General features: G+C 63.0%; 22 protein-coding genes. 13 read left to right on the top strand and 9 right to left on the bottom strand.

From position 1 onward, the window contains the following. Positions 1–132 precede the first annotated feature (132 nt). The 11 genes from paaX to KIP88_RS00575 all read left to right on the top strand — a co-directional run bounded on the left by paaX (position 133) and on the right by KIP88_RS00575 (position 9,737). Positions 133–1,002, top strand: coding sequence for a phenylacetic acid degradation operon negative regulatory protein PaaX (gene paaX, locus KIP88_RS00625; protein ID WP_214485890.1), 870 nt, complete (start codon positions 133–135; stop codon positions 1,000–1,002). Positions 1,003–1,077: 75 nt separating this feature from the next. Continuing rightward, complete coding sequence (paaA, locus tag KIP88_RS00620; RefSeq protein WP_214485889.1) at positions 1,078–2,070, top strand: 1,2-phenylacetyl-CoA epoxidase subunit PaaA; 993 nt, start codon at positions 1,078–1,080, stop codon at positions 2,068–2,070. A gap of 11 nt (positions 2,071–2,081) precedes the next feature. After that, positions 2,082–2,369 carry a 1,2-phenylacetyl-CoA epoxidase subunit PaaB gene (paaB, locus tag KIP88_RS00615; protein ID WP_214485888.1) on the top strand — a complete coding sequence of 96 codons (288 nt, stop codon included), beginning with the start codon at positions 2,082–2,084 and terminating at the stop codon, positions 2,367–2,369. Between the two features lie 116 nt (positions 2,370–2,485). Next, the gene (paaC, locus tag KIP88_RS00610; RefSeq protein ID WP_214485887.1) at positions 2,486–3,262 is read left to right on the top strand and encodes a 1,2-phenylacetyl-CoA epoxidase subunit PaaC; all 777 of its coding nucleotides are present in this window, start codon (positions 2,486–2,488) and stop codon (positions 3,260–3,262) included. After that, positions 3,256–3,759: a 1,2-phenylacetyl-CoA epoxidase subunit PaaD gene (gene paaD / locus KIP88_RS00605; RefSeq protein ID WP_214485886.1), complete on the top strand. Its 504-nt coding sequence runs from the start codon at positions 3,256–3,258 to the stop codon at positions 3,757–3,759. Before paaC ends, paaD begins: the two co-directional genes overlap by 7 nt. A 103-nt stretch (positions 3,760–3,862) precedes the next feature. Further along, on the top strand, positions 3,863–4,942 hold the full coding sequence (paaE, locus tag KIP88_RS00600; RefSeq protein ID WP_214485885.1) for a 1,2-phenylacetyl-CoA epoxidase subunit PaaE: 1,080 nt from the start codon (positions 3,863–3,865) through the stop codon (positions 4,940–4,942). A 131-nt stretch (positions 4,943–5,073) separates the two neighbouring features. Beyond that, positions 5,074–5,532 (top strand): hydroxyphenylacetyl-CoA thioesterase PaaI, encoded by a 459-nt coding sequence (paaI, locus tag KIP88_RS00595; protein WP_214485884.1) that lies wholly within the window; start codon positions 5,074–5,076, stop codon positions 5,530–5,532. 16 nt (positions 5,533–5,548) lie between these two features. Beyond that, on the top strand, positions 5,549–6,880 hold the full coding sequence (gene paaK / locus KIP88_RS00590) for a phenylacetate--CoA ligase PaaK (protein WP_214485883.1): 1,332 nt from the start codon (positions 5,549–5,551) through the stop codon (positions 6,878–6,880). A 142-nt stretch (positions 6,881–7,022) separates the two neighbouring features. Next, positions 7,023–7,343: a GIY-YIG nuclease family protein gene (locus tag KIP88_RS00585; RefSeq protein ID WP_214485882.1), complete on the top strand. Its 321-nt coding sequence runs from the start codon at positions 7,023–7,025 to the stop codon at positions 7,341–7,343. A gap of 98 nt (positions 7,344–7,441) precedes the next feature. Then, positions 7,442–8,440: a zinc-binding alcohol dehydrogenase family protein gene (locus tag KIP88_RS00580; RefSeq protein WP_214485881.1), complete on the top strand. Its 999-nt coding sequence runs from the start codon at positions 7,442–7,444 to the stop codon at positions 8,438–8,440. 238 nt (positions 8,441–8,678) lie between these two features. Further along, positions 8,679–9,737, top strand: a complete 1,059-nt coding sequence (locus KIP88_RS00575; protein ID WP_308163147.1) for a YeeE/YedE family protein — start codon at positions 8,679–8,681, stop codon at positions 9,735–9,737. On the opposite strand, the gene KIP88_RS00570 is transcribed toward KIP88_RS00575, so the two are convergent. From KIP88_RS00570 to KIP88_RS00555, 4 genes are all read right to left on the bottom strand, one after another. Next, a complete protein-coding gene (locus KIP88_RS00570) occupies positions 9,734–10,954 on the bottom strand; it encodes a bifunctional alpha/beta hydrolase/OsmC family protein (RefSeq protein ID WP_214485880.1) in 1,221 nt (406 codons plus the stop codon). The two genes, KIP88_RS00575 and KIP88_RS00570, sit on opposite strands and share 4 nt — an antisense overlap. 29 nt (positions 10,955–10,983) lie before the next feature. Next, positions 10,984–11,649 carry a sulfite oxidase-like oxidoreductase gene (locus tag KIP88_RS00565; protein ID WP_214485879.1) on the bottom strand — a complete coding sequence of 222 codons (666 nt, stop codon included), beginning with the start codon at positions 11,647–11,649 and terminating at the stop codon, positions 10,984–10,986. Positions 11,650–11,661: 12 nt separating this feature from the next. Further along, on the bottom strand, positions 11,662–12,984 hold the full coding sequence (locus KIP88_RS00560) for an MFS transporter (RefSeq protein ID WP_214485878.1): 1,323 nt from the start codon (positions 12,982–12,984) through the stop codon (positions 11,662–11,664). Between the two features lie 151 nt (positions 12,985–13,135). Continuing rightward, positions 13,136–14,557 carry an amidase gene (locus KIP88_RS00555; protein WP_214485877.1) on the bottom strand — a complete coding sequence of 474 codons (1,422 nt, stop codon included), beginning with the start codon at positions 14,555–14,557 and terminating at the stop codon, positions 13,136–13,138. A 105-nt stretch (positions 14,558–14,662) separates the two neighbouring features. On the opposite strand from KIP88_RS00555, the gene KIP88_RS00550 reads away from it, so the two are divergent. Beyond that, the gene (locus KIP88_RS00550; RefSeq protein WP_214485876.1) at positions 14,663–15,514 is read left to right on the top strand and encodes an alpha/beta hydrolase; all 852 of its coding nucleotides are present in this window, start codon (positions 14,663–14,665) and stop codon (positions 15,512–15,514) included. A gap of 136 nt (positions 15,515–15,650) precedes the next feature. Here KIP88_RS00550 and KIP88_RS00545 read toward each other — a convergent pair whose 3' ends face one another. Beyond that, positions 15,651–16,427 carry an SDR family oxidoreductase gene (locus KIP88_RS00545; protein WP_214485875.1) on the bottom strand — a complete coding sequence of 259 codons (777 nt, stop codon included), beginning with the start codon at positions 16,425–16,427 and terminating at the stop codon, positions 15,651–15,653. A gap of 176 nt (positions 16,428–16,603) precedes the next feature. Between KIP88_RS00545 and KIP88_RS00540 the strand changes: the two genes are divergently transcribed. Beyond that, on the top strand, positions 16,604–17,683 hold the full coding sequence (locus KIP88_RS00540; RefSeq protein ID WP_214485874.1) for a tartrate dehydrogenase: 1,080 nt from the start codon (positions 16,604–16,606) through the stop codon (positions 17,681–17,683). 134 nt (positions 17,684–17,817) lie between these two features. Here KIP88_RS00540 and KIP88_RS00535 read toward each other — a convergent pair whose 3' ends face one another. The 4 genes from KIP88_RS00535 to KIP88_RS00520 are packed head-to-tail and all read right to left on the bottom strand — an operon-like array spanning position 17,818 to position 21,269. Continuing rightward, entirely contained in the window at positions 17,818–18,144 is a 327-nt protein-coding gene (locus KIP88_RS00535; protein ID WP_308163145.1) for a suppressor of fused domain protein, read from the bottom strand. After that, entirely contained in the window at positions 18,108–19,022 is a 915-nt protein-coding gene (locus tag KIP88_RS00530; RefSeq protein WP_214485872.1) for an NAD(P)-dependent oxidoreductase, read from the bottom strand. Before KIP88_RS00530 ends, KIP88_RS00535 begins: the two co-directional genes overlap by 37 nt. Positions 19,023–19,059: 37 nt before the next feature. Next, a complete protein-coding gene (locus tag KIP88_RS00525) occupies positions 19,060–20,310 on the bottom strand; it encodes a Zn-dependent hydrolase (RefSeq protein WP_214485871.1) in 1,251 nt (416 codons plus the stop codon). 41 nt (positions 20,311–20,351) lie between these two features. After that, positions 20,352–21,269 (bottom strand): LysR family transcriptional regulator, encoded by a 918-nt coding sequence (locus KIP88_RS00520; protein WP_214485870.1) that lies wholly within the window; start codon positions 21,267–21,269, stop codon positions 20,352–20,354. Positions 21,270–21,340 lie beyond the last annotated feature (71 nt).

The raw sequence follows: 21,340 nt of genomic DNA, 5'->3' as shown, positions 1-21,340 counted from the left end.
GCTCCTCACCATGAGGACCTCCCAAGGTTTGACCTCATCCTGAGGAGCGGCCGCTTGGCCGCGTCTCGAAGGATGAAGCCCGGCTCTTGCCGAGATTGTCGCTCTCCCGGAAAACGCGCTATGCCTTGACGCATGCCGCCGCCGCTTGCCCGCATCATCAAGCAATTGAAGCGCGAACCGTCGCGCACCGGTTCGATCGTCATCACCGTGTTCGGCGATGCCATCGTGCCGCGCGGCGGCTCGGTCTGGCTCGGCACGTTGCTGGAGTTCTTCGGGGAGCTGGACATCGACGCCAGCGTGGTACGCACTGCGATGTCGCGGCTGACCGCCGACGGCTGGTTCGAACGCAATAAAGTCGGCCGCAACAGCTTCTACCGTCTGGTGCAGAGCGGGCGGCAAACTTTTGATATCGCAACGAAACACATCTACGGCCCGCCGGCTTCCGACTGGACCGGCCGGTTCGAGCTGCTGCTGATCGGCAATGGCGGCGATCGTGACGCCGCGCGTGAGGCGCTGAAGAATGCAGGATTCGGCAGTCCGTTGCCGGGCGTGTGGGTTGCGCCTTCGGGCGTGCCTATCCCCAAGGAAGCCTCGGGCGCCATCCGCCTCGAAGTCTCCGCCGAGGACGACAGCGGCCGGCGCCTGCTCAGCGAAAGCTGGCCGCTGCATCGCACCGCCGACGCCTATCAGAAATTCATGAAAACCTTCGAGCCGCTGCACGGCTGGATCATCAGCGGCGAGCGGCTGACGGAGGCGGACGCCTTCACCGCGCGGATCCTCCTGATCCACCATTACCGCCGCGTCGTGCTGCGCGATCCCTTGCTGCCGCCCGCGCTGTTGCCGTCGGACTGGCCGGGGAGGGCAGCGCGCTCGCTCTGCGGCGAGATCTATCGGGGGCTACTTCCCGCATCCGAACAATGGCTTGATCGCAACGCCTCCAACGAAAGCGGAGCGCTGCCGAAGCCCGGGCCGGAACTTCTCAAGCGGTTCGATGGGCTGTAGATATGTTACAGAAATATATTGCATATCAAAAATTTTGTTATATATTTCCTCCCAACAAGTTCAGGGAGGTCCGCCATGTATACGCAGGCGCTCAATTCGTCCGAGGGCGAAGACCGCAACGTTGAGGACGCCGCGCGGGCCGCGCAGTTTCAGGCTCGCATCGATGCCGAGGAACGCATCGAGCCGAACGACTGGATGCCGGCGGCCTACCGCAAAACGCTGACGCGGCAGATCTCCCAGCACGCGCATTCCGAAATCGTCGGCATGCTGCCCGAGGGCAACTGGATCACCCGCGCGCCATCGCTGCGCCGCAAGGCCGCGCTGCTGGCAAAAGTTCAGGACGAATGCGGACACGGGCTATATCTCTACGCCGCGGCCGAGACGCTCGGCACGTCGCGCGAGGAGCTCGTCGACCTGATGCTGGCCGGCAAGGCAAAGTATTCCTCGATCTTCAACTATCCGACGCTGACCTGGGCCGACATCGGCACGATCGGCTGGCTGGTCGATGGCGCCGCCATCATGAACCAGATCCCGCTGTGCCGTTGCTCCTACGGCCCCTATGCGCGCGCGATGATCCGCGTCTGCAAGGAAGAGTCCTTCCATCAGCGCCAGGGTTTTGAGATCATGCTGACGCTGTGCCGCGGCACCGACGAGCAGAAGGCGATGGCGCAGGACGCGCTGAACCGCTGGTGGTGGCCGGTGCTGATGATGTTCGGTCCGCCCGATCAGGCCAGCCAGCACAGCGACACCTCGACCAAGTGGAAGATCAAGCGTTTCTCCAACGACGAGCTGCGCCAAAAATTCGTCGACGCCACGGTGCCGCAGGCCCAGTACCTGGGCCTGACAATTCCCGATCCCGGCATGAAGCAGAACGAAGCGGGCAACTGGGAATACAGCGCGATCGATTGGGAAGAGTTCAAACAAGTTTTGGCCGGCAACGGCCCCTGCAACCGCGACCGCCTGGCCGCGCGGCGCAAGGCGCATGAGGATGGCGCCTGGGTGCGTGAGGCGGCGATGGCCTATGCGGAGAAGCGCAGGCAGCGGTCGGCCTTGCAGGCCGCAGAGTAGGGGGATCCGTGATGGCAACGCCGAACATTCCGCTCTGGGAAGTCTTTATCCGCAGCCGCAACGGGCTGGCGCACAAGCATGTCGGCTCCTTGCATTCGACCGACGCGACCCTGGCGCTGCAGGCCGCGCGCGACATCTATACCCGCCGCGGCGAGGGGCTCTCGATCTGGGTGGTGCCGTCGAGCGCGATCACCGCGTCCGATCCCTCCGAGAAGGGCATGATGTTCGAGCCGGCGGAATCCAAGATCTACCGGCACCCGACGTTTTACGATGTGCCGGATGAAGTCGGACATATGTAGGTCCTTCCGTCATTGCGAGCGCAGCGAAGCAATCCATCGCGCCGCAACGGAAGAGTGGATTGCTTCGTCGCTTCGCTCCTCGCAATGACGATGACTGCTAGCAGGTGATTGAAAAAATGACCGTCGCCAACATCCAGGTCTCCGAAACCCCGCTGGTGCTCTACACCCTGCGCCGCGCCGACGATGCGCTGATCCTGGGCCACCGCCTGTCCGAATGGTGCGGCCATGCACCGATGATGGAAGAAGACATGGCGCTCGCCAATATGGGCCTCGATCTGCTCGGTCAGGCGCGGGAGCTCTATTCCTATGCCGCGAAGGTCGAGGGCAGGGATAACGACGAGGACAAGTTCGCCTACCTGCGCGACGTCAGGCAGTACCGCAATCTCCTGCTGCTGGAACAGCCGAACGGCGATTTCGCGCGCACCATGGTGCGGCAGTTCTTCTATGCGACCTTTGCTGATCTCTATTGGCGCGCGATGATGCGCTCGACCGACGCGACGCTGGCCGCGATCGCGGCGAAATCGGAAAAGGAAAGCGCCTATCATGTCAGGCACACTTCCGAGTGGATCGTTCGCCTCGGCGACGGCACCGAGGAAAGCCACGCCCGCGCGCAATCGGCGATCGACGAGCTCTGGGCCTTTACCGGCGAAATGTTCGCCGTCGACGACAGCGAGCGTGGCCTGATCGATGCCGGCATCGCGATCGATCCCGCGACGTTGCACCCGCAATGGCTGAAGACCGTTACCGGCGTCGTTGGCGAGGCGACGCTAGCCTTGCCGAAGAACGACTGGATGCAGCAGGGCGGCCGCAGCGGCCGGCACAGCGAGCATCTCGGCCATCTCCTCGGCGAACTGCAATCGATGCCGCGGACCTTTCCGGGGGCGACATGGTGATGGCTGTCCTCAACGATACCGATCTGCGCCAGCGCGCCTGGGAAGCGGCGTCGCAGGTAGTCGATCCCGAGATACCCGTGCTCACGATCGCCGATCTCGGCGTGCTGCGCGAGGTTGAGGTCCATGACGGCCGCGTCGAGGTCGCGATCACGCCGACCTATTCCGGCTGTCCCGCCATGAACATGATCGCGCTGGAAATCGAGCTGGCGCTGGAGCGCGCGGGCATCGCGGGGCCGACCGTGCGCACTGTGCTGTCGCCGGCCTGGACCACGGACTGGATGAGCGAGGACGGCCGCAACAAGCTCCGAGCCTACGGCATCGCGCCGCCGCAGGCCTCAAACTCGCGCCGCGCGCTGTTCGGCGAACAGCAGGTGGCGTGCCCGCAATGCGGCTCGCAGAATACCGAACTGCTGTCGGAGTTCGGCTCGACCTCCTGCAAGGCACTGTGGCGCTGCAAGGCTTGCCGCGAACCCTTTGATTATTTCAAGTGCCATTGAGGTCTTCCATGTCGTCATTGCGAGCGCAGCGAAGCAATCCATCGAGCCGCAAAGAAAGTGTGGATTGCTTCGCTGCGCTCGCAATGACGGTGAGGTAACACCGATGTCCCACGCACCGCGCTTTCACCGTCTTGCCGTCAACGACCTGCGCCGCGAAGCCGCTGACGCGGTATCGATGACGTTTACAATCCCGAAGGAGCTGGAAGACGATTACGGTTTCACCCCCGGCCAATACCTCACGCTGCGCACCACGATGGACGGCGAGGAGGTGCGCCGCTCCTACTCGATCTGCTCGGGGCCTGACGATGGCGAGTTGCGGATCGCGGTGAAGAAGGTGGATGGCGGCGCATTCTCGAACTGGGCCGCGGACGAACTGAAGCGCGGCGACGAACTCGATGTGATGACGCCGACCGGCCGCTTCGGCATCGCCCATGTGCCCGATCAAGCGCGGGTCTATGTCGGCTTTGCCGCCGGAAGCGGCATCACGCCGATCCTGTCGATCGTGAAGGGTGTGCTGGCGCGCGAACCGAACAGCCGCTTCTTTCTGTTTTACGGCAATCGCGCGACGGCAGGCATGCTGTTCCTCGAAGAGCTGGAGGAATTGAAGGACCGCTTCATGCAGCGGCTTTCGCTCTTCCATGTCATCTCGGGCGAAGAGCAGGACATTCCGATCCTGCACGGCCGGCTCGACGGCGAGAAGGTGCGCGTGCTGCTGCGCTCGCTGGTACCGGCCGCAAGCGTCGATCACGTCTTCATTTGCGGCCCCATGGGCATGAGCGAGGACATCGAGGCGACCTGCCGCGAGATCGGTATCGCCGACGACCGCATTCACGTCGAGCGCTTTGTGTCGGAGTTTGGCGGCAAGCCGCGTCCAAAGAAGATTATCGAAGCGTCCGCGCCGCCAAAGGCGATGGCCTCGCTGATCATCGACGGCAAGCGCCGCGAGGTGCCGGTCGCCGAGGAGGAATCCATCCTCGAGGCCGCGTTGCGCGCCGGTATGGATTTGCCGTTCGCCTGCAAGGGCGGTATGTGCTCGACCTGCCGCGCCAAGCTGGTCGAGGGCGACGCGCAGATGGAAGTGAATTATTCGCTGGAGCCGTGGGAGCTGAAGGCGGGATTCATCCTGACCTGCCAGGCCCGGCCATGTTCGGACAAGGTCGTGGTGGACTACGATCACGTCTAGGAAATCGCGGGATCGTTGACACCTCCGGTGCTTCGTCCCAACACTGACTACGTGAAGAGGCCTGTTCAAACAGGCCCGTACGCCCAGGGAGAGAACGTCGTGGAATCGTCTCGCAGAGCGGGCAACCCGCTATGAACGTCGCGCTTTCGCCCGACGATATCGCCCGTGCCTGCGCGGATGCGATGTGGAAGGAAGACGACGCCAGCAAGGGCCTCGGCATGAAAATTGTCGAGGTGAAACCCGGGCAGGCGACGCTGACGATGACGGTAGAGCCGCACATGGTCAACGGTCAGCGCATCGCCCATGGCGGCTTCATCTTCCTGCTGGCCGATTCCACCTTCGCCTTTGCCTGCAACTCCCGCAACGAGCGCGCCGTCGCCGCGCAATGTGACGTCACCTTCATCCGGCCGGGCAAGCTCGGCGACGTGCTGGTCGCGACCGCGCGGGAAATCTCGCGCAACGGCCGGTCCGGCATCTATGACGTTCGCGTCACCGCTGGCGATGTCGTGATCGCCGAGTTCCGCGGCCATTCCCGCACCATTGCCGGGACGTGGCTGCCGAGTGCGGACAACGCGGCCACACAAAAATAGCGAGAAGGGGAACGCCATGGCCATGGCAAGATTGAAATCCAGCGGGAGTGGCTACAGCGCAGAATTGGACGAGGCCGAGCGCGCCTCGCGCGACGAGATCATGGCGTTGCAGACCAAGCGCCTCGCCTGGTCGCTCAAGCACGCCTACGACAACGTCGCGCACTACAAGAAAGCGTTCGATGCGGCCGGCGTGCATCCCTCCGATTTCAGGCAGCTTTCCGATCTCGCCAAATTCCCGTTCACCGTAAAGACCGACCTGCGCGACAATTACCCCTTCAACATGTTCGCGGTGCCGCGCGAAAAACTGGTCCGCGTCCACGCTTCCTCGGGCACGACCGGCAAGCCAATCGTGGTCGGCTACACCCAAGGCGATATCGACATCTGGTCGGACGTGATGGCGCGCTCGATCCGCGCCGCCGGCGGGCGCACCGGTATGCTGATGCACAACGCCTATGGCTATGGCCTGTTCACCGGCGGCCTCGGTGCGCACTACGGCGCCGAAAGGCTCGGCTGCACGGTGGTGCCGGTCTCCGGTGGCATGACCGAGCGGCAGGTGCAGTTGATCAACGACTTCAAGCCCGACATCATCACGGTGACCCCGAGCTACATGCTGGCCATTCTCGACGAGTTCAAGCGGCAGGGCCTCGACCCACGCCAATCGTCATTGAAGTTCGGCATCTTCGGCGCCGAACCCTGGACCAATGCGATGCGCGCCGAGATCGAGCACGCCTTCGACATGGACGCGACCGATATTTACGGTCTGTCGGAAGTGATCGGCCCCGGCGTGGCGCAGGAATGCGTGGAGACCAAGGACGGCCTCCACATCTGGGAGGATCATTTCTATCCCGAGGTGATCGATCCCGAGACCGGCGCCGTGCTGCCCGACGGCGAAAAGGGCGAACTGGTCTTCACCTCGCTGACCAAGCAAGGCTTCCCGATCATCCGCTACCGGACGCGTGACCTGACGCGGCTGCTGCCCGGCACCGCGCGTCCGGGCATGCGGCGCATGGAGAAAGTCACCGGCCGCTCCGACGACATGATCATCCTGCGCGGCGTCAACGTATTCCCGACCCAGATCGAGGAAGCGCTGCTCGCGACCGATTGGTGCGGCGGACACTTCATCATCGAGCTGACTCGGGAAGGGCGCATGGACGAGATGACCGTGCTCGCCGAAGCCCGCCCGGAAAGCTGGGACGGCAGCGGCCTGCACGCGCATGCCGAAAAGGTCTCCGTCTTCATCAAGAACACCATCGGCATCACCGCCCGCATCAAGGCGGTGGCCCCGGATACGCTGGAGCGATCGCTCGGCAAGGCGAAACGTGTTTACGACAAGCGACCGAAAGTCTAGCTTTCCATCCTCATGGTGAGGAGGCGCGTCAGCGCCGTCTCGAACCATGTAGCCCCGCTGTTGCGGCAGCCGGGCTTTCATCCTTCGAGACGCCGCTGACGCGGCTCCTCAGGATGAGGACCAGGAGTGTGCGGAGGGCAAAATGACGGAAGGAGCGTTTCTCTACATCCTTCGCTGTGCAGACGGCAGCTACTACATCGGAACGACCCGGACAAATCTCGAATTGAGAATCGCTCAGCACAACACCGGAGCATTCGGCGGCTACACTTCAACAAGGTGCCCGGTAACGCTCGTCTTCTCGCAATGGTTCGATCGCGTAACCGACGCGATCGAGAACGAGCGCAAGCTGAAGAAATGGAGCCGAGCGAAGAAGGAGGCCTTCATTCGGGGCGACTTTGCAGCGTTGAAGGCACTGGCCTCGCGCCGGTCATCGCATCCTTCAACCTCCGTGGAAGATCGATAGGCCTTGCACAAAACTGGCAGCGCGGTAGTCATGGGTAGCCAGCGACTTACTGCTGCTTGATTGCCCAACTCAACCGAAGTGTCGTTGAAGCCTACCCCATGAACCAATACCAATCAGTCCAGGCCCGCTGCCTCCGTCTATTGTCGAAAGCCGCCGATGCCGCCTCGATCGCCCCCGCAGTCGAAAGCCGTCCGCTGTCGCGCGGCGAAAATGATCTGCTGATCGAGGTCAAGGCCGCCGCCGTTAATCCATCCGACGTGAAGGCCGCGACCGGCTTGATGCCTTATGCGGTCTTTCCACGCACGCCGGGCCGTGACTATGCGGGCGTCGTGATCGATGGCCCCGAGGGTTGGACCGGTCGCGAAGTGTTCGGCTCGTCCGGCGATCTCGGCATCCGCCGCGACGGCACGCATGCCACGCATCTCGTGGTAGAGGCGGAAGCGGTAGTTGAGAAGCCGAAGAGCATTTCATGGGAAGAGGCGGCTGGCATCGGCGTGCCCTTCGTCACCGCCATGGAAGGCCTGCGCCGCGCTGGCATTCCCAAGGCCGGCGAGACCGTGCTGGTGATGGGCGTGAACGGCAAGGTCGGGCAGGCGGCCACACAGATCGCGACCTGGCACGGCGCGCGGGTGATCGGCGTCGTCCGCAAGAGCGAGCCCTATGAAGGCCATTCCAATTCACACGTCGAGGTTATCAACGCCTCCGCGACCGACGTCGCTTCGCGTGTGCGCGAACTCACGGATGGCAAGGGCGCCGATATTGTCTTCAACACCGTCGGCGATCCCTATTTCCAGGCGGCGCATCAATCGCTGGCGTTGCGTGGGCGGCAGATCCTGATCGCCGCGGTCGACCGCATCGTGCAGTTCAATATCCTCGAGTTCTATCGCGGCCAGCACACTTACGTGGGCATCGATACGCTCGGCCTGTCGTCGGTCGCGACCGGCGCGGTGCTGCGGGAACTCGGCCCCGGCTTCGCCAGTGGACATCTCAAGCCATTCCCGATCAAGGCAGGCGCGATCTACCCGCTGGAGCAGGCCAAGGCGGCATTCATGGCCGTGGCCGGATCGTCGCGCGATCGCGTCATCCTGCGGCCTTAGGCCCGGGCTTGGGCTTTGCGGGCCGCGATTTTCGACTGCCGCGCGGAAAAACAAATCTCCCGTCTTGGTCGACGGCAACGTTTTTATTCCCTGGTTGTTGGGTTGTGCGAGAGATTCATTCTCTGTGCGGCAGGCCGTGGACGGGCCTATGCTTCCAACGTATTAGCAGCACGGAAACTGCATCCTATTTGAGCAACGATAGCCGTGCCCGCGGCGCCTAGAGAGCAGGAAAACGCCAGTGCTTGATGGTGGCCAAATTATCGTCGTGAGCGGATTGCTGATCGGCCTTGTCTACGGCTCGGTCGGGTTGCTGAGCGGCTTTTGCCTGCTCTCCGGCTTGCGCGGCTGGTGGGCCGATGGCGATGGCCGGCTGGTCCGCACCTATGCGCTGGCGATCGGCGTGGCGGTCGCCGCGACGCAATTGCTGGCGGCGGCCGGGCTCATCGATATCGGCAAGTCGATCTATCTGCAGGCCTCGTTCTCTGCGCCGGTGATGTTCTTCGGTGGCCTCTTGTTCGGCTACGGAATGGTGCTCTCGAACGGCTGCGGCTCGCGTGCGCTGGTTCTGCTCGGGCGTGGCAATCTGCGTTCCTTCGTGGTGGTCGTAGTGCTGGCGATTTTCGCGCAGATGACGCTAAAGGGCCTGATCGCGCCGCCGCGCATTGCGATGGTTGCCGCGTCCCAGACCACGGCAACGGCAAACTCGGTGCCGGCGCTGTTCGCGGGAGCAGGCCTGACCGCGACGGTTGCACGCATGCTGGCAGCCTCGATCATCTCGGCGGCGCTGATCATCTTCGCCTTTGCGCATCCGGCGTTCCGGCGCTCGCCGGGTCAGATCGCCGCGGGTCTCGCGGTCGGCCTGCTGGTCGCGGCCGGCTGGTTCGCCACCGGCTATCTCGGCGCCGACGATTTCAATCCGACACCGGTCACATCGCTCACCTTCATCGCGCCGATCGCGGACGCACTTCAATATGTCATGCTATCGACGGGATCGACGCTGAATTTCGGCATCGTCACCGTGTTCGGCGTGCTCGCCGGCAGCCTTGTCACCGCGCTGTTGACCGGACGCTTCCACCTCGAGGGCTTTCAATCGCCGCGTCACATGCTGCGATCCGGCGGAGGCGCGGCGCTGATGGGTGCCGGCGGCGTGATGGCCTTTGGCTGCTCGATCGGGCAGGGCCTGACGGGATTTTCCACGCTGGCGCTGGCGTCGCTGATCGCTTTCGCCGGTATTCTCGTCGGCACGGCCGCCGGCCTGCGCGGCGCACTGCGCGTCCGCCCGCTGGCGGCGGCCTAATCCGCCGCTTTGGTCACGATCCGGATTTCCGAGGTGAGGGTGCGATGCACCGGACACTTGTCCGCGATCTCCATCAGCCGCTTGCGCTGATCGGTGTCGAGCGCGCCCTCGATCGAAATCACCCGGTCGATCTGATCCAGCATGCCCTCCCGCGTTTCGCATTCCTCGCAATCCTTTGCGTGAATCTTGCTGTGCTTCAGCGTCACGGTGACACGCTCGAGCGGCAGCGATTTGCGGTCGGCATACATCCGCATCGTCATCGACGTGCAGGCGCCAAGGCCGGCGAGAACGAAATCATACGGCCCGGGCCCGCTGTCCCGGCCGCCGGCGGCAACGGGTTCATCCGCCACCATCTCATGCGGACCTGTGGTGACGATCTGCTGAAACTTGCTGTTGCGGGTTTCGCGCACCACGACGTTGCGCGGGCCCTCGCTCGCGGCAGCGGGCTGCGCTGTGGCAGGCTCGATATAGCGTTCGGCCCAGGCGGCGATGACGCCCGCGACATAGGCAGCGTCGCGCTTGCCGGATAACAGATGATCCGAGCCCGCCAGCGACACAAAGCTCTTGGGATGCTTGGCCGCAACGAAGATATTCGTGGCATTGTCGATCCCGACCGTGTCGTCGGTCGGCGCATGCATGATCAGCAGCGCCTTGTGCAGTTTGGCGACGTGCGACATCAGGCTGTGTTCGGCGATGTCGTCGAGGAATTCGCGCTTGATGTGAAATGGCCGCCCGGCGAGTTGAACTTCCACCCCACCATGCTTGCGGATGTCCTCGATGCGATCCCTGAACAGATGAGTGACATGGGCGGGATCGGAGGGCGCTGCGATCGTGACGATTGCCTTCGCCTCCGGAATCCGCCCGGCGGCGGCAAGGATTGCCGCGCCGCCGAGGCTGTGTCCGATCAGGAGAGTGGGCGCCCCGCGGGTTTCGCGCAGATGATCAGCGGCGCGGACGAGGTCGGCGACGTTCGAGGAAAAGGTCGAGTTGGCGAATTCGCCTTCGCTGGAGCCAAGGCCCGTGAAGTCGAAGCGCAATACCGCAACTCCTTTGGCGGCGAGTGCGGTCGCGATGCGTTTCGCGGCCAGCACGTCCTTGCCGCAGGTGAAGCAATGCGCGAACAGCGCGTAGGCCTGCACCGGTCCGTCCGGTGTGTCCAGCGCTGCGGCAAGCTGATGGCCGCCTTCGCCGGTGAATTGGAAGCGTTCGGTCGGCACGGGCGTTCTCCCCGGTCAATGTTGTGGCGTTAGTCGCCTGAATATCTCTGTTCTTGCCACGGGTCACCGCGATTGTGGTAACCGCGCACTTCCCAATAGCCCGGCGCATCCTCTGCACGAAATTCGATGCCCTGCAGCCATTTCGCGCTTTTCCAGAAATAGAGATGCGGCACCACCAGCCGCACCGGGCCGCCATGCTCCTGCTCGAGCGGTGCGCCCGACCAGCTATGGACGAGGATTGCATCCTCGGCGGCAAAATCCTCCAGCGCCAGGTTGGTGGTGTAGCCGTCATGCGAATGCAGCACCACGAACCGCGCCTCCTGGCGCGGCCGGCAGGCATCGAGCAGGTCGCGGGTCGCCAACCCCTCCCACTGATTGTCGTAGCGCGACCAAGTGGTGACACAGTGAATGTCTGAAACGAACTTGCTCTGCGGCTGCCCCGAAAACTGCGAGAAGTCCCAGAACAGGGGATTCTCGACCGCGCCATAAACATCAAGCCGCCAGCGCTCGCGCGAAATGTCCGGCATCAGTCCGAGATCGAGCGTCGGCCAATCCCTGGTGAGATGCTGGCCCGGCGGCAGACGCGCTTCTTCAGGCCGCGAAACTTTTCCCGTGAGAAATTTCCCCTCGCGCGCCCAGCGTTCCTTGCTGCGCGTCAGCTTGCTCTCGGGCGGCGGATTGTTCTCGTCGGCCATTATCTCGACCAGTCACTCGTGGCGATGCATTACGGACGCATGTTTGGTGTCGCGCATCGTCGCATAGATGATGAGCGAGAGGAAGATCATGCCGCTGAGATAATAGTAGAACCAGTCCTCATGTCCCAGCGTCTTGAAATAGAGCGCTACCGCCGGCGCGGTGCCGCCGAACAGCGATACCGTGATGGCATAGGGCAGGCCGACGCCGAGCGCGCGGATATTGGTCGGGAATAATTCGGCCTTCACGACGGCGTTGATCGAGGTGTAGCCGGCGACGAAGATCCAGGCGGCGCAGATCAGCAGGAAAGCCGTGAACGGCGACTTTGTGTCTTTCAGCGTAGTCAGGATCGGGACCGTCGCCAGCGTGCCGGCGACGCCGAAGAAAATCAGCAGGGGCTTGCGGCCGATACGATCGGACAGGCCGCCATAGATCGGCTGCAGCACGGTCGCGAAGATCAGCGAGCCGAAGATCACGAACGTGGTCTGGTCCTCGGTGAGGCCAACGGACAGTTTGACGAAGGTTTGCATGTAGGTGGTGAAGGTATAGAACGCCGCGGTACCGCCGGCGGTGAGGCCGACGACCAGCAGCAGCTCGCGCGGATATTTCAACAGACCACGGATCGATCCCGAGGGCTTGCTGACTTTCTTGGCTTCCTCGAACGCTTCGGTCTCGTGCAGGTTACGCCGCATGACAGCGGCAAAGATCGCGAGCAGGGCGCCGATCACGAACGGGATTCGCCAGCCCCAATCCTTTAGCTGCTCCGGGGTGAGGAAGACCTTTTGCAGCAGCAACAGCACCATGATGGCGGTGAGCTGGCCGCCGATCAGCGTGACGTATTGAAAGCTCGAATAGAAGCCGCGGTGCCTGGGATCGGCGACTTCGGTGAGATAGGTCGCGCTGGCGCCATACTCACCGCCGAGGCTCAAGCCTTCGATGATGCGCGCCAGTGCCAGTATGGCGGGAGCGGCGATCCCGATCGTGGCATAGGTCGGCGTCACTGCGATGATCAGCGAGCCGAAGCACATGCAGACGACCGACAGCGTCAGCGACAGCCGCCTGCCGTGGCGGTCGGCGATGAAACCGAACAGCCAGCCACCGAGCGGACGCATCAGGAACGTCGCCGCGAACAGCACCGCGGCGTTGAGCTGCTGCACCACGGGGTCGCTGTTCGGAAAGAACGCCGGCGCAAAATACAGCGCGAACGCGGTGTAGGCGTAGAAATCGTACCATTCGACGAGGTTGCCGATTGAGCCGATGAAGATCGCCTTGATCCGCCGTTCCACGTCCTTGATGTCAAAATGATCGTCGGCAGATTTGATGGCTTGATCGGTCATGATCCGTCTCCAAAGGGCGATCTACGATCCCTTTGTCCCGAATCACTTCGCCACGCACAACAGCGGGAAACGAGGACGGGCTATGCCGGGTTCTCCGATCACGAAACGGAGAACGCGGGGCCGGGTAGAGATTTTGCTCTGACGATCGCGCTTACTTCGGCGCCCTTGGATCGATCGGTGTCGTGCCACGCACGCCAAGAATATCCTCCAGGATTTTGCTGCCCGCCAGCAACTGCGCCTCGCCGCGGGGCGGCGCCACCACCTGAAGCCCGACCGGCAGGCCGGACGCGGTAAAGCCGCATGGCAGCGACAGCGCGGGACAGCACACCAGCGTGATCGCGTAGACGATGCCGAGCCATTCGACGTAGTTATCGAACTTCTTGCCGGCGCATTCGGCGACGTAGCGGTTCTCGACCGGGAAGGGCGGTACGATCGTGGCGGGCGCGAGCAATAGATCGTATTTTTCGAAGAATTCCAGCGTGCGTGCGGTCATGGCGACGCGCTGCGCTTCGGCGCGTTCGAGCTGCTCGACCGTCAGCTTCAGGCCCTCCTCGATGTTCCAGATCACTTCGGGCTTGAGCAGGTCGCGCTTCGAGCGCAAGAGCGCGGCCTTGGAGAGCGCAAAATCGAACGCGCGCAGTACATGGAAGCATTCGTGCGCCTCGCGCAAATCCGGATGCGCTTCCTCGACGATGACGCCCGCTTCCGCAAAGCGCTGCGCGGCCTTGCGGGTGATGGCCGCGACTTCAGGATCGACCGGCGTGATGCCGAGATCGGGCGAATAGGCGATGCGCTTCGGCTTGCTGCCGGAACGGGCGGCGGAAAGAAACGATTTCGGCAGCACCGGCAGCGACAGCGGATCGGCTGGATGCTCGCCGCTCATGGCATCGAGCAAGAGCGCAAGGTCTTCCACGTTGCGGGCCATCGGGCCCTGGACGCCGAGATTGCGATCGACCGCCGCGGCTACCGTATGCGCGACGCGGCCGATGCTCGGCCTCAAGCCGACGATGCCGCAGAAGCTCGCGGGATTGCGCAAGCTACCGCCCATGTCGGAGCCATGCGCGAGCCACGCCGTGCCGGTGGCGAGCGCCACTGCCGCGCCACCCGACGAGCCGGCGGCGGAGCGCGACGTATCCCAGGGATTGCGCGTTGGGCCGAACACTTCGTTGAAGGTGTTGGCGCCGGCGCCGAATTCCGGCGTGTTCGACTTGGCGTAGATCACCCCGCCATTGTTTTCGAGATGCTCGACCAGGATGTCCGACTTCGCCGGGATATTGTCCTTGTAGATCGGCGAGCCCTGCGTGGTCCGGACGCCCGCGACATTGGTGAGGTCCTTGATCGGAATCGGAAGGCCGGCGAGCAGCCCGCGCTCGCTGGCTGGCTTCTTCATCAGCACGGTGGCGTGCTTTCGGGCGCGATCGAAGCACAGCGTCGGCAGCGCGTTGACTTTGCCGTCGACCTCGGCGATGCGTTTTTCCAGCACGTCGAGCAGGTCGAGCGGGGTGACTTCGCCCGATTTCAGCTTGCCGACGATGGCACACGCCGTCTCATGCACCAGCCCCTGATCAGCCACTTCGCTATCTCCGTTCGTTTCCGTTTCTTGATCGCAGATGGTGCTGTAGAACATTTTCCGGCAAAGTGGAAACGCACCACAGTTGTGGCCGACCGGAGAAATTGCATGACGACTCTGTTTTCTGAGCTGGACTGGCGCGCGATGAGCCAGGAGGCGCGGGACCTCGGCCTCAATAACGGCGTAGCTGTGCCCGGCAGCGTCGAGATGGTTGCAGGCTGGGAGCAGCGCTCCGCCGAGATGCGCAAGCGTTTCCCCGGGCATCTCGACCTGCGGTATGGCCCGCGCGAGCGCAACCGGATCGATTTCCTGAAAGCCGCTGACACCGCGCCGACGCTGCTGTTCATCCACGGCGGCTACTGGCAGGCGCGGGCGAAGGAGGTTTTTACCGTTATGGCCGAAGGGCCGATGACGCATGGCATCAATGTGGCGCTGATCGGCTACACGCTGGCGCCGGAGGCGACGCTGGACGAAATCGTCGCCGAAATCCACGCCGGGATCGATTACCTCACCGGACAACTGCCGGCGCTTGGCGCCGCTGCCGGCGGCATCGTGGTATCAGGCTGGTCCGCCGGCGGGCACTTGACCTCGATGGCGCTGTCGCATCCAAAGGTGAGGGCGGGAATGGCGATCTCAGGCATCTACGATCTCGAACCGATCCGCCATTCCTATCTCAACGAGAAGCTCAAAGCCGATGAAGCAACCTCCCGCCGCAACTCGCCGATGATGCAGGAAGGCGGTCCGTCAAAACCGCTGTCGCTGGTGGTCGGCAGCGCCGAACTGCCGCTGTTGCGCAAGCAGACCGCCGATTTCGCCGGCCACCGCGCGCGATATGGATTGCCGGTAACGTACGAGGAAATCCCGGATGCGAACCACTTCACCATCATGTACGAGATGATGTCGCCGAAGGGGAGGATCACGACGCTGATCCGGCAGTTGTTCGAGCGGACGACGGGTTAGTCGTCGCGCACAGGACCCTCATGGTGAGGAGGCGCGTAGCGCCGTCTCGAACCATGCAGGCCCAGCTGTGGTCGCATCCTTCGAGACGCGCGCAAGAGCGCGCTCCTCAGGATGAGGTCGTGCAGTAGCTGTGGAGCTAACCCCACCCCGACGTATGTCCGCCGTCCACCGTAAAGATCACCCCTGATGTATAGCCCGACCGGTCAGAAGCCAAAAACGCCATGAGATCGCCAATCTCACGCGCATGCGCGGGCCGGCCGAGCGGCATGCCTTTCTGGAATTCCTTGTAGCGGGTCTCGTCGCCGAACTGGTTCTTCGCCCGCGTCTTCAACAGCGTGACGTGACGGTCGGTGCCGACGGGACCGGGATTGATGCCGACCACGCGGATGTTGTCGGCGAGGCTCTTGCCGCCGAGCCCGCGGGTGAACGCCATCAGCGCGGCGTTGCCGGCGCTGCCACAGATGTAGTTGGCGTCGAACTTTTCGCCGGCTGCACCTATGTCGTTGACAATGACGCCGCCGCCACGCGCCTTCATCTGCGCGTAGATCGCGCGGGTCAGGTTGATGTAACCGAACACCTTCAGCTCCCAGGCGTGACGCCAGGTCGCCTCGTCGATCTTGTCGATCGAGCCGCCCGGGATGTCGCCGGCATTGTTGACGAGAATGTCGATGTCGGCGGCTTCCTTGGCGAGCTTGGCGATGTCGTCCGGCTTGCGCAGGTCCACGACATGGGCGGTCGCGCTGATCTGATGCGCCGAGCGCAGCCGCTCGGTCAGCGCCTTCAACTGTTCGCCACTGCGGGCGGCCAGCATGACGTCGCAGCCTTCTTCGGCAAAGGCTTCGGCCGCAGCCGCGCCAATGCCTTTGGAGGCGCCGGTGATCAGGACGCGCTTGCCGCGCAGATGCAGATCCATGGGAATACTCGCTTGGGTGAGGGGAGATAGAAAGAGGGGGCCGCAAATTGTTAGGCTTGCGGCGCCATGGCGGTCAACATTGCAGTGCAGCGTTGCGCAAGGGGCAGGTTTGGTCCATTGCAAGGCAATCAAATAACCGGCATTAGCCGCCTGACAGTCAGCCAAGGAAACTCTCGATGAGCAGCGCCAAAAAGCAGTATCGGATCGCGGTCATTCCCGGTGACGGCATCGGCAAGGAAGTGGTCCCGGAGGGCCTGCGCGTGCTGGAGGCGGCCGCGAAAAAGCACGGCGTGTCGGTTCATTTCGATCATTTCAACTTCGCGTCCTGGGACTATTACGAAAAGCACGGCGAGATGATGCCGGAGGACTGGAAGGCAAAAATCGGCAAGCACGATGCGATCTATTTCGGCGCGGTCGGCTGGCCGGCGAAAATCCCGGATCACATTTCCCTGTGGGGCTCGCTCATAAAATTCCGGCGCGAGTTCGACCAGTACGTCAATCTGCGCCCGGTGCGGCTGATGCCCGGCGTGCCGTCGCCGCTCGCCAATCGCAAGCCCGGCGATATCGATTTCTGGGTGGTGCGCGAAAATACCGAAGGCGAGTATTCCTCCGTCGGCGGTCGGATGTTCCCGGATACCGACCGTGAATTCGTGACGCAACAGACCGTGATGACGCGCGTTGGCGTCGACCGCATCCTGAAATTCGCGTTCGATCTCGCGCAGTCGCGGCCGAAGAAGCACCTGACCTCGGCCACGAAATCCAACGGCATCTCGATCACGATGCCCTATTGGGACGAGCGCGTGGAGGCGATGGCGAAGAACTATCCTGGTGTGAAGTGGGACAAGTACCACATCGACATCCTCACCGCGAACTTCGTGCTGCATCCGGACTGGTTCGACGTCGTGGTCGGCTCCAATCTGTTCGGCGACATCCTGTCTGATCTGGGTCCCGCCTGCACCGGCACCATCGGCATCGCGCCGTCAGGCAACATCAATCCGGAAGGCAATTTTCCGTCGGTATTCGAGCCGGTGCACGGCTCGGCGCCCGATATTGCAGGGCAGGGCATCGCCAACCCGATCGGCATGATCTGGTCCGGCGCGATGATGCTGGAGCATCTCGGCGAAAAGGAAGCGGCTCAATCGATCGTCGGCGCCATCGAGCGCACGCTCGGCGAACGCACGCTGCGGACAAGGGATCTCGGCGGCAATGCTGATACGACTGCCTGCGGCAAGGCGGTCGCGGAGATGGTGGATTGATCACTGACGCGCAGCGGCAGGAATCCCGTAGGGTGGGCAAAGCGAAGCGTGCCCACCATCCATCGTTGCATTTCGGATAGATGGTGGGCACGGCGCTAATGCGCCTTTGCCCACCCTACGGCGAATGGTAAAAACTAGACATACGACCTTCGCGACGGATCGAAAATCGGCGGGTAATCATTCTCATCGAGCAGATCGAGAAACCCATCAACCCCCTCTTTCTTGATCAGCTCGTACTCACGGTCGGAGATCAGGTTGACGGTCAGGATCTCCACCGGATCGCTCGCGATCGAAAGCGCCTCGGCGATACGTTGATCCCGCTTGATGATCGGCGTGAGAAACAGGAATGTCTTGAAATCCGTGCCCGGCACTGGCGGTGCCGGCATGGGCACCCGGTGTCCGAAGCCGAACGAGGTATTGTCGGCTATTTTCCCTTCACGATCCTCCGGCAATGCTCCCACGCCGCGCGCATCAAGTTCTCGCTCGCTTCCGGCGTGCGGAACGCCGAATGCGCCGATAGCGTCACATTGTCGAGTTTCGTCAGGGGATGATCCGCCGGCAGCGGTTCGATGTTGAAGACGTCGAGGCCGGCATGACGGATCTGGCCGGATTGCAGCGCCTCGATCATGGCCTCCTCGTCGACGATGGCGCCGCGCGCGGTATTGACGAGGATGACGCCGGGCTTCATCGCCTCGATGCAGGCACGTGAGATCATGCCGCGCGTCTCGTCGTTCAGGAGGAGATGGATCGAGAGCACGTCGCTCTCGGTCAGTACTTCGTCGTAATCGAGGAACTCGACCTTCGGATATTTTTTCGGTGACCGGTTCCAGGCGATCACATGCATGCCCGACCCTAGCGCGATACGCGCCACCTCGGCTGCGATGCCGCCGAAGCCGATCAGGCCGAGCGTCTTGCCGGTCAGTTGCATGCCGTCGTCGCGCAGCCAGTTGCCGGCGCGGATGCCGCGATCCATCTTGGCAAGGCCGCGCGCGCCCTCCCACATCAGCGCGATAGCGCATTCCGCCACGGCGGTATCGCCATAGCCCTTGATCAGATGCACGTGGATGCCGGTCTCGGCGAGTTCGTCCGGGTTCATGTAGCTGCGCGCGCCGGTGCCGAGAAACACGACATGCTTGAGCCCGGCGCACTTCTTGGCGATGTCGGTCGGCAGCGCGGTGTGATCGACGATGGCGATCTCGGCACCGTCGAGGATCTCAGGGTATTGCTCCGGGCTGATGTCCGGGTCCCGGTTGATCCGCACCTCGGGATCGCCCGGCTTCTGCAGCCGCTCGAAGATCACGGCCAGCGATTCATTGGCGTCGACGAAAACTCCACGCATGGCATTTCCCCAAGTTCTGTTTATCAAGCTCTATTCATCAGGATGCGACGCCGGCCAGCGCCAGCACGGTATGCATCAGCACATTGGCGCCCGCCGCGCAATCGGCCTGCGTGGCGTCTTCCAGTTCGTTGTGGCTGATGCCGTCCTTGCACGGCACGAACACCATCGCCGCCGGCATCACGGTGTTGAGGTTGCAGGCATCGTGGCCGGCGCCGGAGGTGATGCGGCGATGCGAAAGCCCAAGCATCTTCGCGGCGTTCTCCACGGCGTCGACCAGCCGCGGATCGAAATGCGTCGGCGGCTTGCGCCAGATCAGATCGAACTGGACATCGACCTTGCGCCGTGCCGCGATCTCGGCAATCGCGCTGCGCAAATCCTTGTCCAGCGTGTCCATGATGGCGGCATCGGCGCTGCGGCAGTCGACCGTGAAGGCGATCTCGCCGGGAATGACGTTGCGCGAGGGGTTGGCAATCACCGCCTCGCCGACGGTGCCGACGGCCTTCGGCCCGTGCTTCCTGGCAATGGCCTCCATCGCCAGCACGATTTCGGACAGCGTCGCCAGCGCGTCGCGCCGCAAAGGCATCGGCGTCGATCCGGCATGGCTTTCGAAACCGGTGATCTTGCCGTCATACCAGAGCACGCCCTGGCCGGAATCGACCACGCCGATGGTCTTGTTTTCCGCCTCCAGAATCGGCCCCTGTTCGATGTGCAGTTCGACGAACCCTGAGAATTTCTGCGTCCCCACCGGGGTCGCGCCGCGATATCCGATGCCGTCGAGCGCCTGTGCCACGGTGACGCCCTCGGCATCCCGGCGCGACAAGATGTCGTCGGTGGTGAAGTCGCCCACGTAAGCCGCCGACGCCATCATCGCCGGCGCAAACCGCGAGCCTTCCTCGTTGGTCCAGTTGCAGATGCAGATCGGCGTCTCGGTTTCGATGCCGGCATCGTTGAGTGTACGCACCACTTCCAACGCCGCCAGCGTGCCGAGCACGCCGTCATATTTGCCGCCGGTGGGTTGGGTGTCGAGGTGGGAGCCGAGGCCGATTGGGGCCTTCGCCATGTCGCGGCCCTTGCGCAGCCCGAACATCGAACCCAGTGCATCGACGTGCACTTCAAGTCCTGCGGCCTCGCAGGCGTTCCGGAACCAGTCGCGCACCTGCTTGTCCTCGGGGCCGAGCGTCAGCCGCCGCACACCGCCTTTGGGCGTGGCGCCGAATTTGGCGGTTTCGTGAATCGTGTCCCACAGCCGGGCGGAGTCGATTTGCAGGTTGGAGGCGATTTTTGTCATTGGCCGTTCCGAAGTTCAGACGATATGCAAGGTGCGCATTTTCAATGACGCGCCTGCGGCGGCGCGTCAACAATGACGCCGCCTCGCGCCAGGCTGGCGGCGAGTTCGACCACGCGCTCCACCGCGACCGTATCGGGGGAGGCGAGCCAGCTTGCCGAAAACGTCAGCGGCGCCAACTGCAGATTGGTCGATAGCAATTGCAGCCGCCCGTTTGCCATGTCGTCCTCGACGATTGCGGTCGGTATCAAGGCGATGCCGAGACCTTCGATTGCCATGTGGATGACGGTTGCGAGCGAAGCGCTGGCATGCAGCCGTATCGGCGGCAGGTCAGGCCGGTTGAACAGGGAACGCACGATCTCATAGGGCTGAGTCCGGCGCGAAAAGGTGATGATCGGAAATTTCGCCAGATCGTGCAGGGTCAGCTCCTGTTTGCCGAGCCCGAGCGAGGGACTGGCCGTAAAGCCTATGGCATAATCGCACAGCGTCCGGTTATTGACCATCGGCGCCGTCAGCGGCCCGAGCACGAAAGCGAGTTCGATTTCCTGTGCGAGCAGCCGGGTTCGCAAATTCGAGGTGATGTCGACCTCGATTTCGAGCGAGAGGTTCGGGTAGGCGTGGTTGACGCTCTTGATCAGTTGCGGCAGCCAGGTGTGGACGATGGTTTCGGCGACGCCGAGCCGAAGCACGCCGCGCATCGCCGAACGGTCGCCGACGACCGCCAGCATTTCCGAGCGCAAGCCGATCAGCTTCTCGGCATAGACCATCAACTGCCGGCCGCTTGGCGTCGGCAGCACCATGCGGCGGTCGCGCTGCAGGAGTTTCACGCCCACCTCGCGTTCGAGCTGGGCGATCCGTTGCGAGATCGCGGGCTGGGTGGTGTTGAGCTTCTGCGCAGCGCCGCGGAAGCTGCCGAGCGTCACCACCCACATGAAAGTCTCAATTGCCTTGAAATCAGTCATGCATCCTCTGATCGCAGGTTGATAATGAAAATTTATTGAACTTGATTAGAAAAGACGATTAGACATTATCA

This window comes from Bradyrhizobium sp. SRL28, from assembly GCF_018596315.1.
Lineage (GTDB): Bacteria > Pseudomonadota > Alphaproteobacteria > Rhizobiales > Xanthobacteraceae > Bradyrhizobium.
Note: the sequence above shows the minus strand (reverse complement) of the source record. Positions and strands in the feature narration are given on the sequence as shown.

Coding starts and splice junctions, on each gene's coding strand:
- paaD (WP_214485886.1), top strand. CDS start 3,256: ATGGTGATGGCTGTCCTCAACGATACCGATCTGCGCCAGCGCGCCTGG.
- KIP88_RS00585 (WP_214485882.1), top strand. CDS start 7,023: ATGACGGAAGGAGCGTTTCTCTACATCCTTCGCTGTGCAGACGGCAGC.
- paaK (WP_214485883.1), top strand. CDS start 5,549: ATGGCCATGGCAAGATTGAAATCCAGCGGGAGTGGCTACAGCGCAGAA.
- KIP88_RS00560 (WP_214485878.1), bottom strand. CDS start 12,984: ATGACCGATCAAGCCATCAAATCTGCCGACGATCATTTTGACATCAAG.
- paaI (WP_214485884.1), top strand. CDS start 5,074: ATGAACGTCGCGCTTTCGCCCGACGATATCGCCCGTGCCTGCGCGGAT.
- paaC (WP_214485887.1), top strand. CDS start 2,486: ATGACCGTCGCCAACATCCAGGTCTCCGAAACCCCGCTGGTGCTCTAC.
- KIP88_RS00550 (WP_214485876.1), top strand. CDS start 14,663: ATGACGACTCTGTTTTCTGAGCTGGACTGGCGCGCGATGAGCCAGGAG.
- KIP88_RS00545 (WP_214485875.1), bottom strand. CDS start 16,427: ATGGATCTGCATCTGCGCGGCAAGCGCGTCCTGATCACCGGCGCCTCC.
- KIP88_RS00540 (WP_214485874.1), top strand. CDS start 16,604: ATGAGCAGCGCCAAAAAGCAGTATCGGATCGCGGTCATTCCCGGTGAC.
- KIP88_RS00520 (WP_214485870.1), bottom strand. CDS start 21,269: ATGACTGATTTCAAGGCAATTGAGACTTTCATGTGGGTGGTGACGCTC.
- paaX (WP_214485890.1), top strand. CDS start 133: ATGCCGCCGCCGCTTGCCCGCATCATCAAGCAATTGAAGCGCGAACCG.
- KIP88_RS00565 (WP_214485879.1), bottom strand. CDS start 11,649: ATGGCCGACGAGAACAATCCGCCGCCCGAGAGCAAGCTGACGCGCAGC.
- paaB (WP_214485888.1), top strand. CDS start 2,082: ATGGCAACGCCGAACATTCCGCTCTGGGAAGTCTTTATCCGCAGCCGC.
- KIP88_RS00525 (WP_214485871.1), bottom strand. CDS start 20,310: ATGACAAAAATCGCCTCCAACCTGCAAATCGACTCCGCCCGGCTGTGG.
- paaE (WP_214485885.1), top strand. CDS start 3,863: ATGTCCCACGCACCGCGCTTTCACCGTCTTGCCGTCAACGACCTGCGC.
- paaA (WP_214485889.1), top strand. CDS start 1,078: ATGTATACGCAGGCGCTCAATTCGTCCGAGGGCGAAGACCGCAACGTT.
- KIP88_RS00530 (WP_214485872.1), bottom strand. CDS start 19,022: ATGCGTGGAGTTTTCGTCGACGCCAATGAATCGCTGGCCGTGATCTTC.
- KIP88_RS00580 (WP_214485881.1), top strand. CDS start 7,442: ATGAACCAATACCAATCAGTCCAGGCCCGCTGCCTCCGTCTATTGTCG.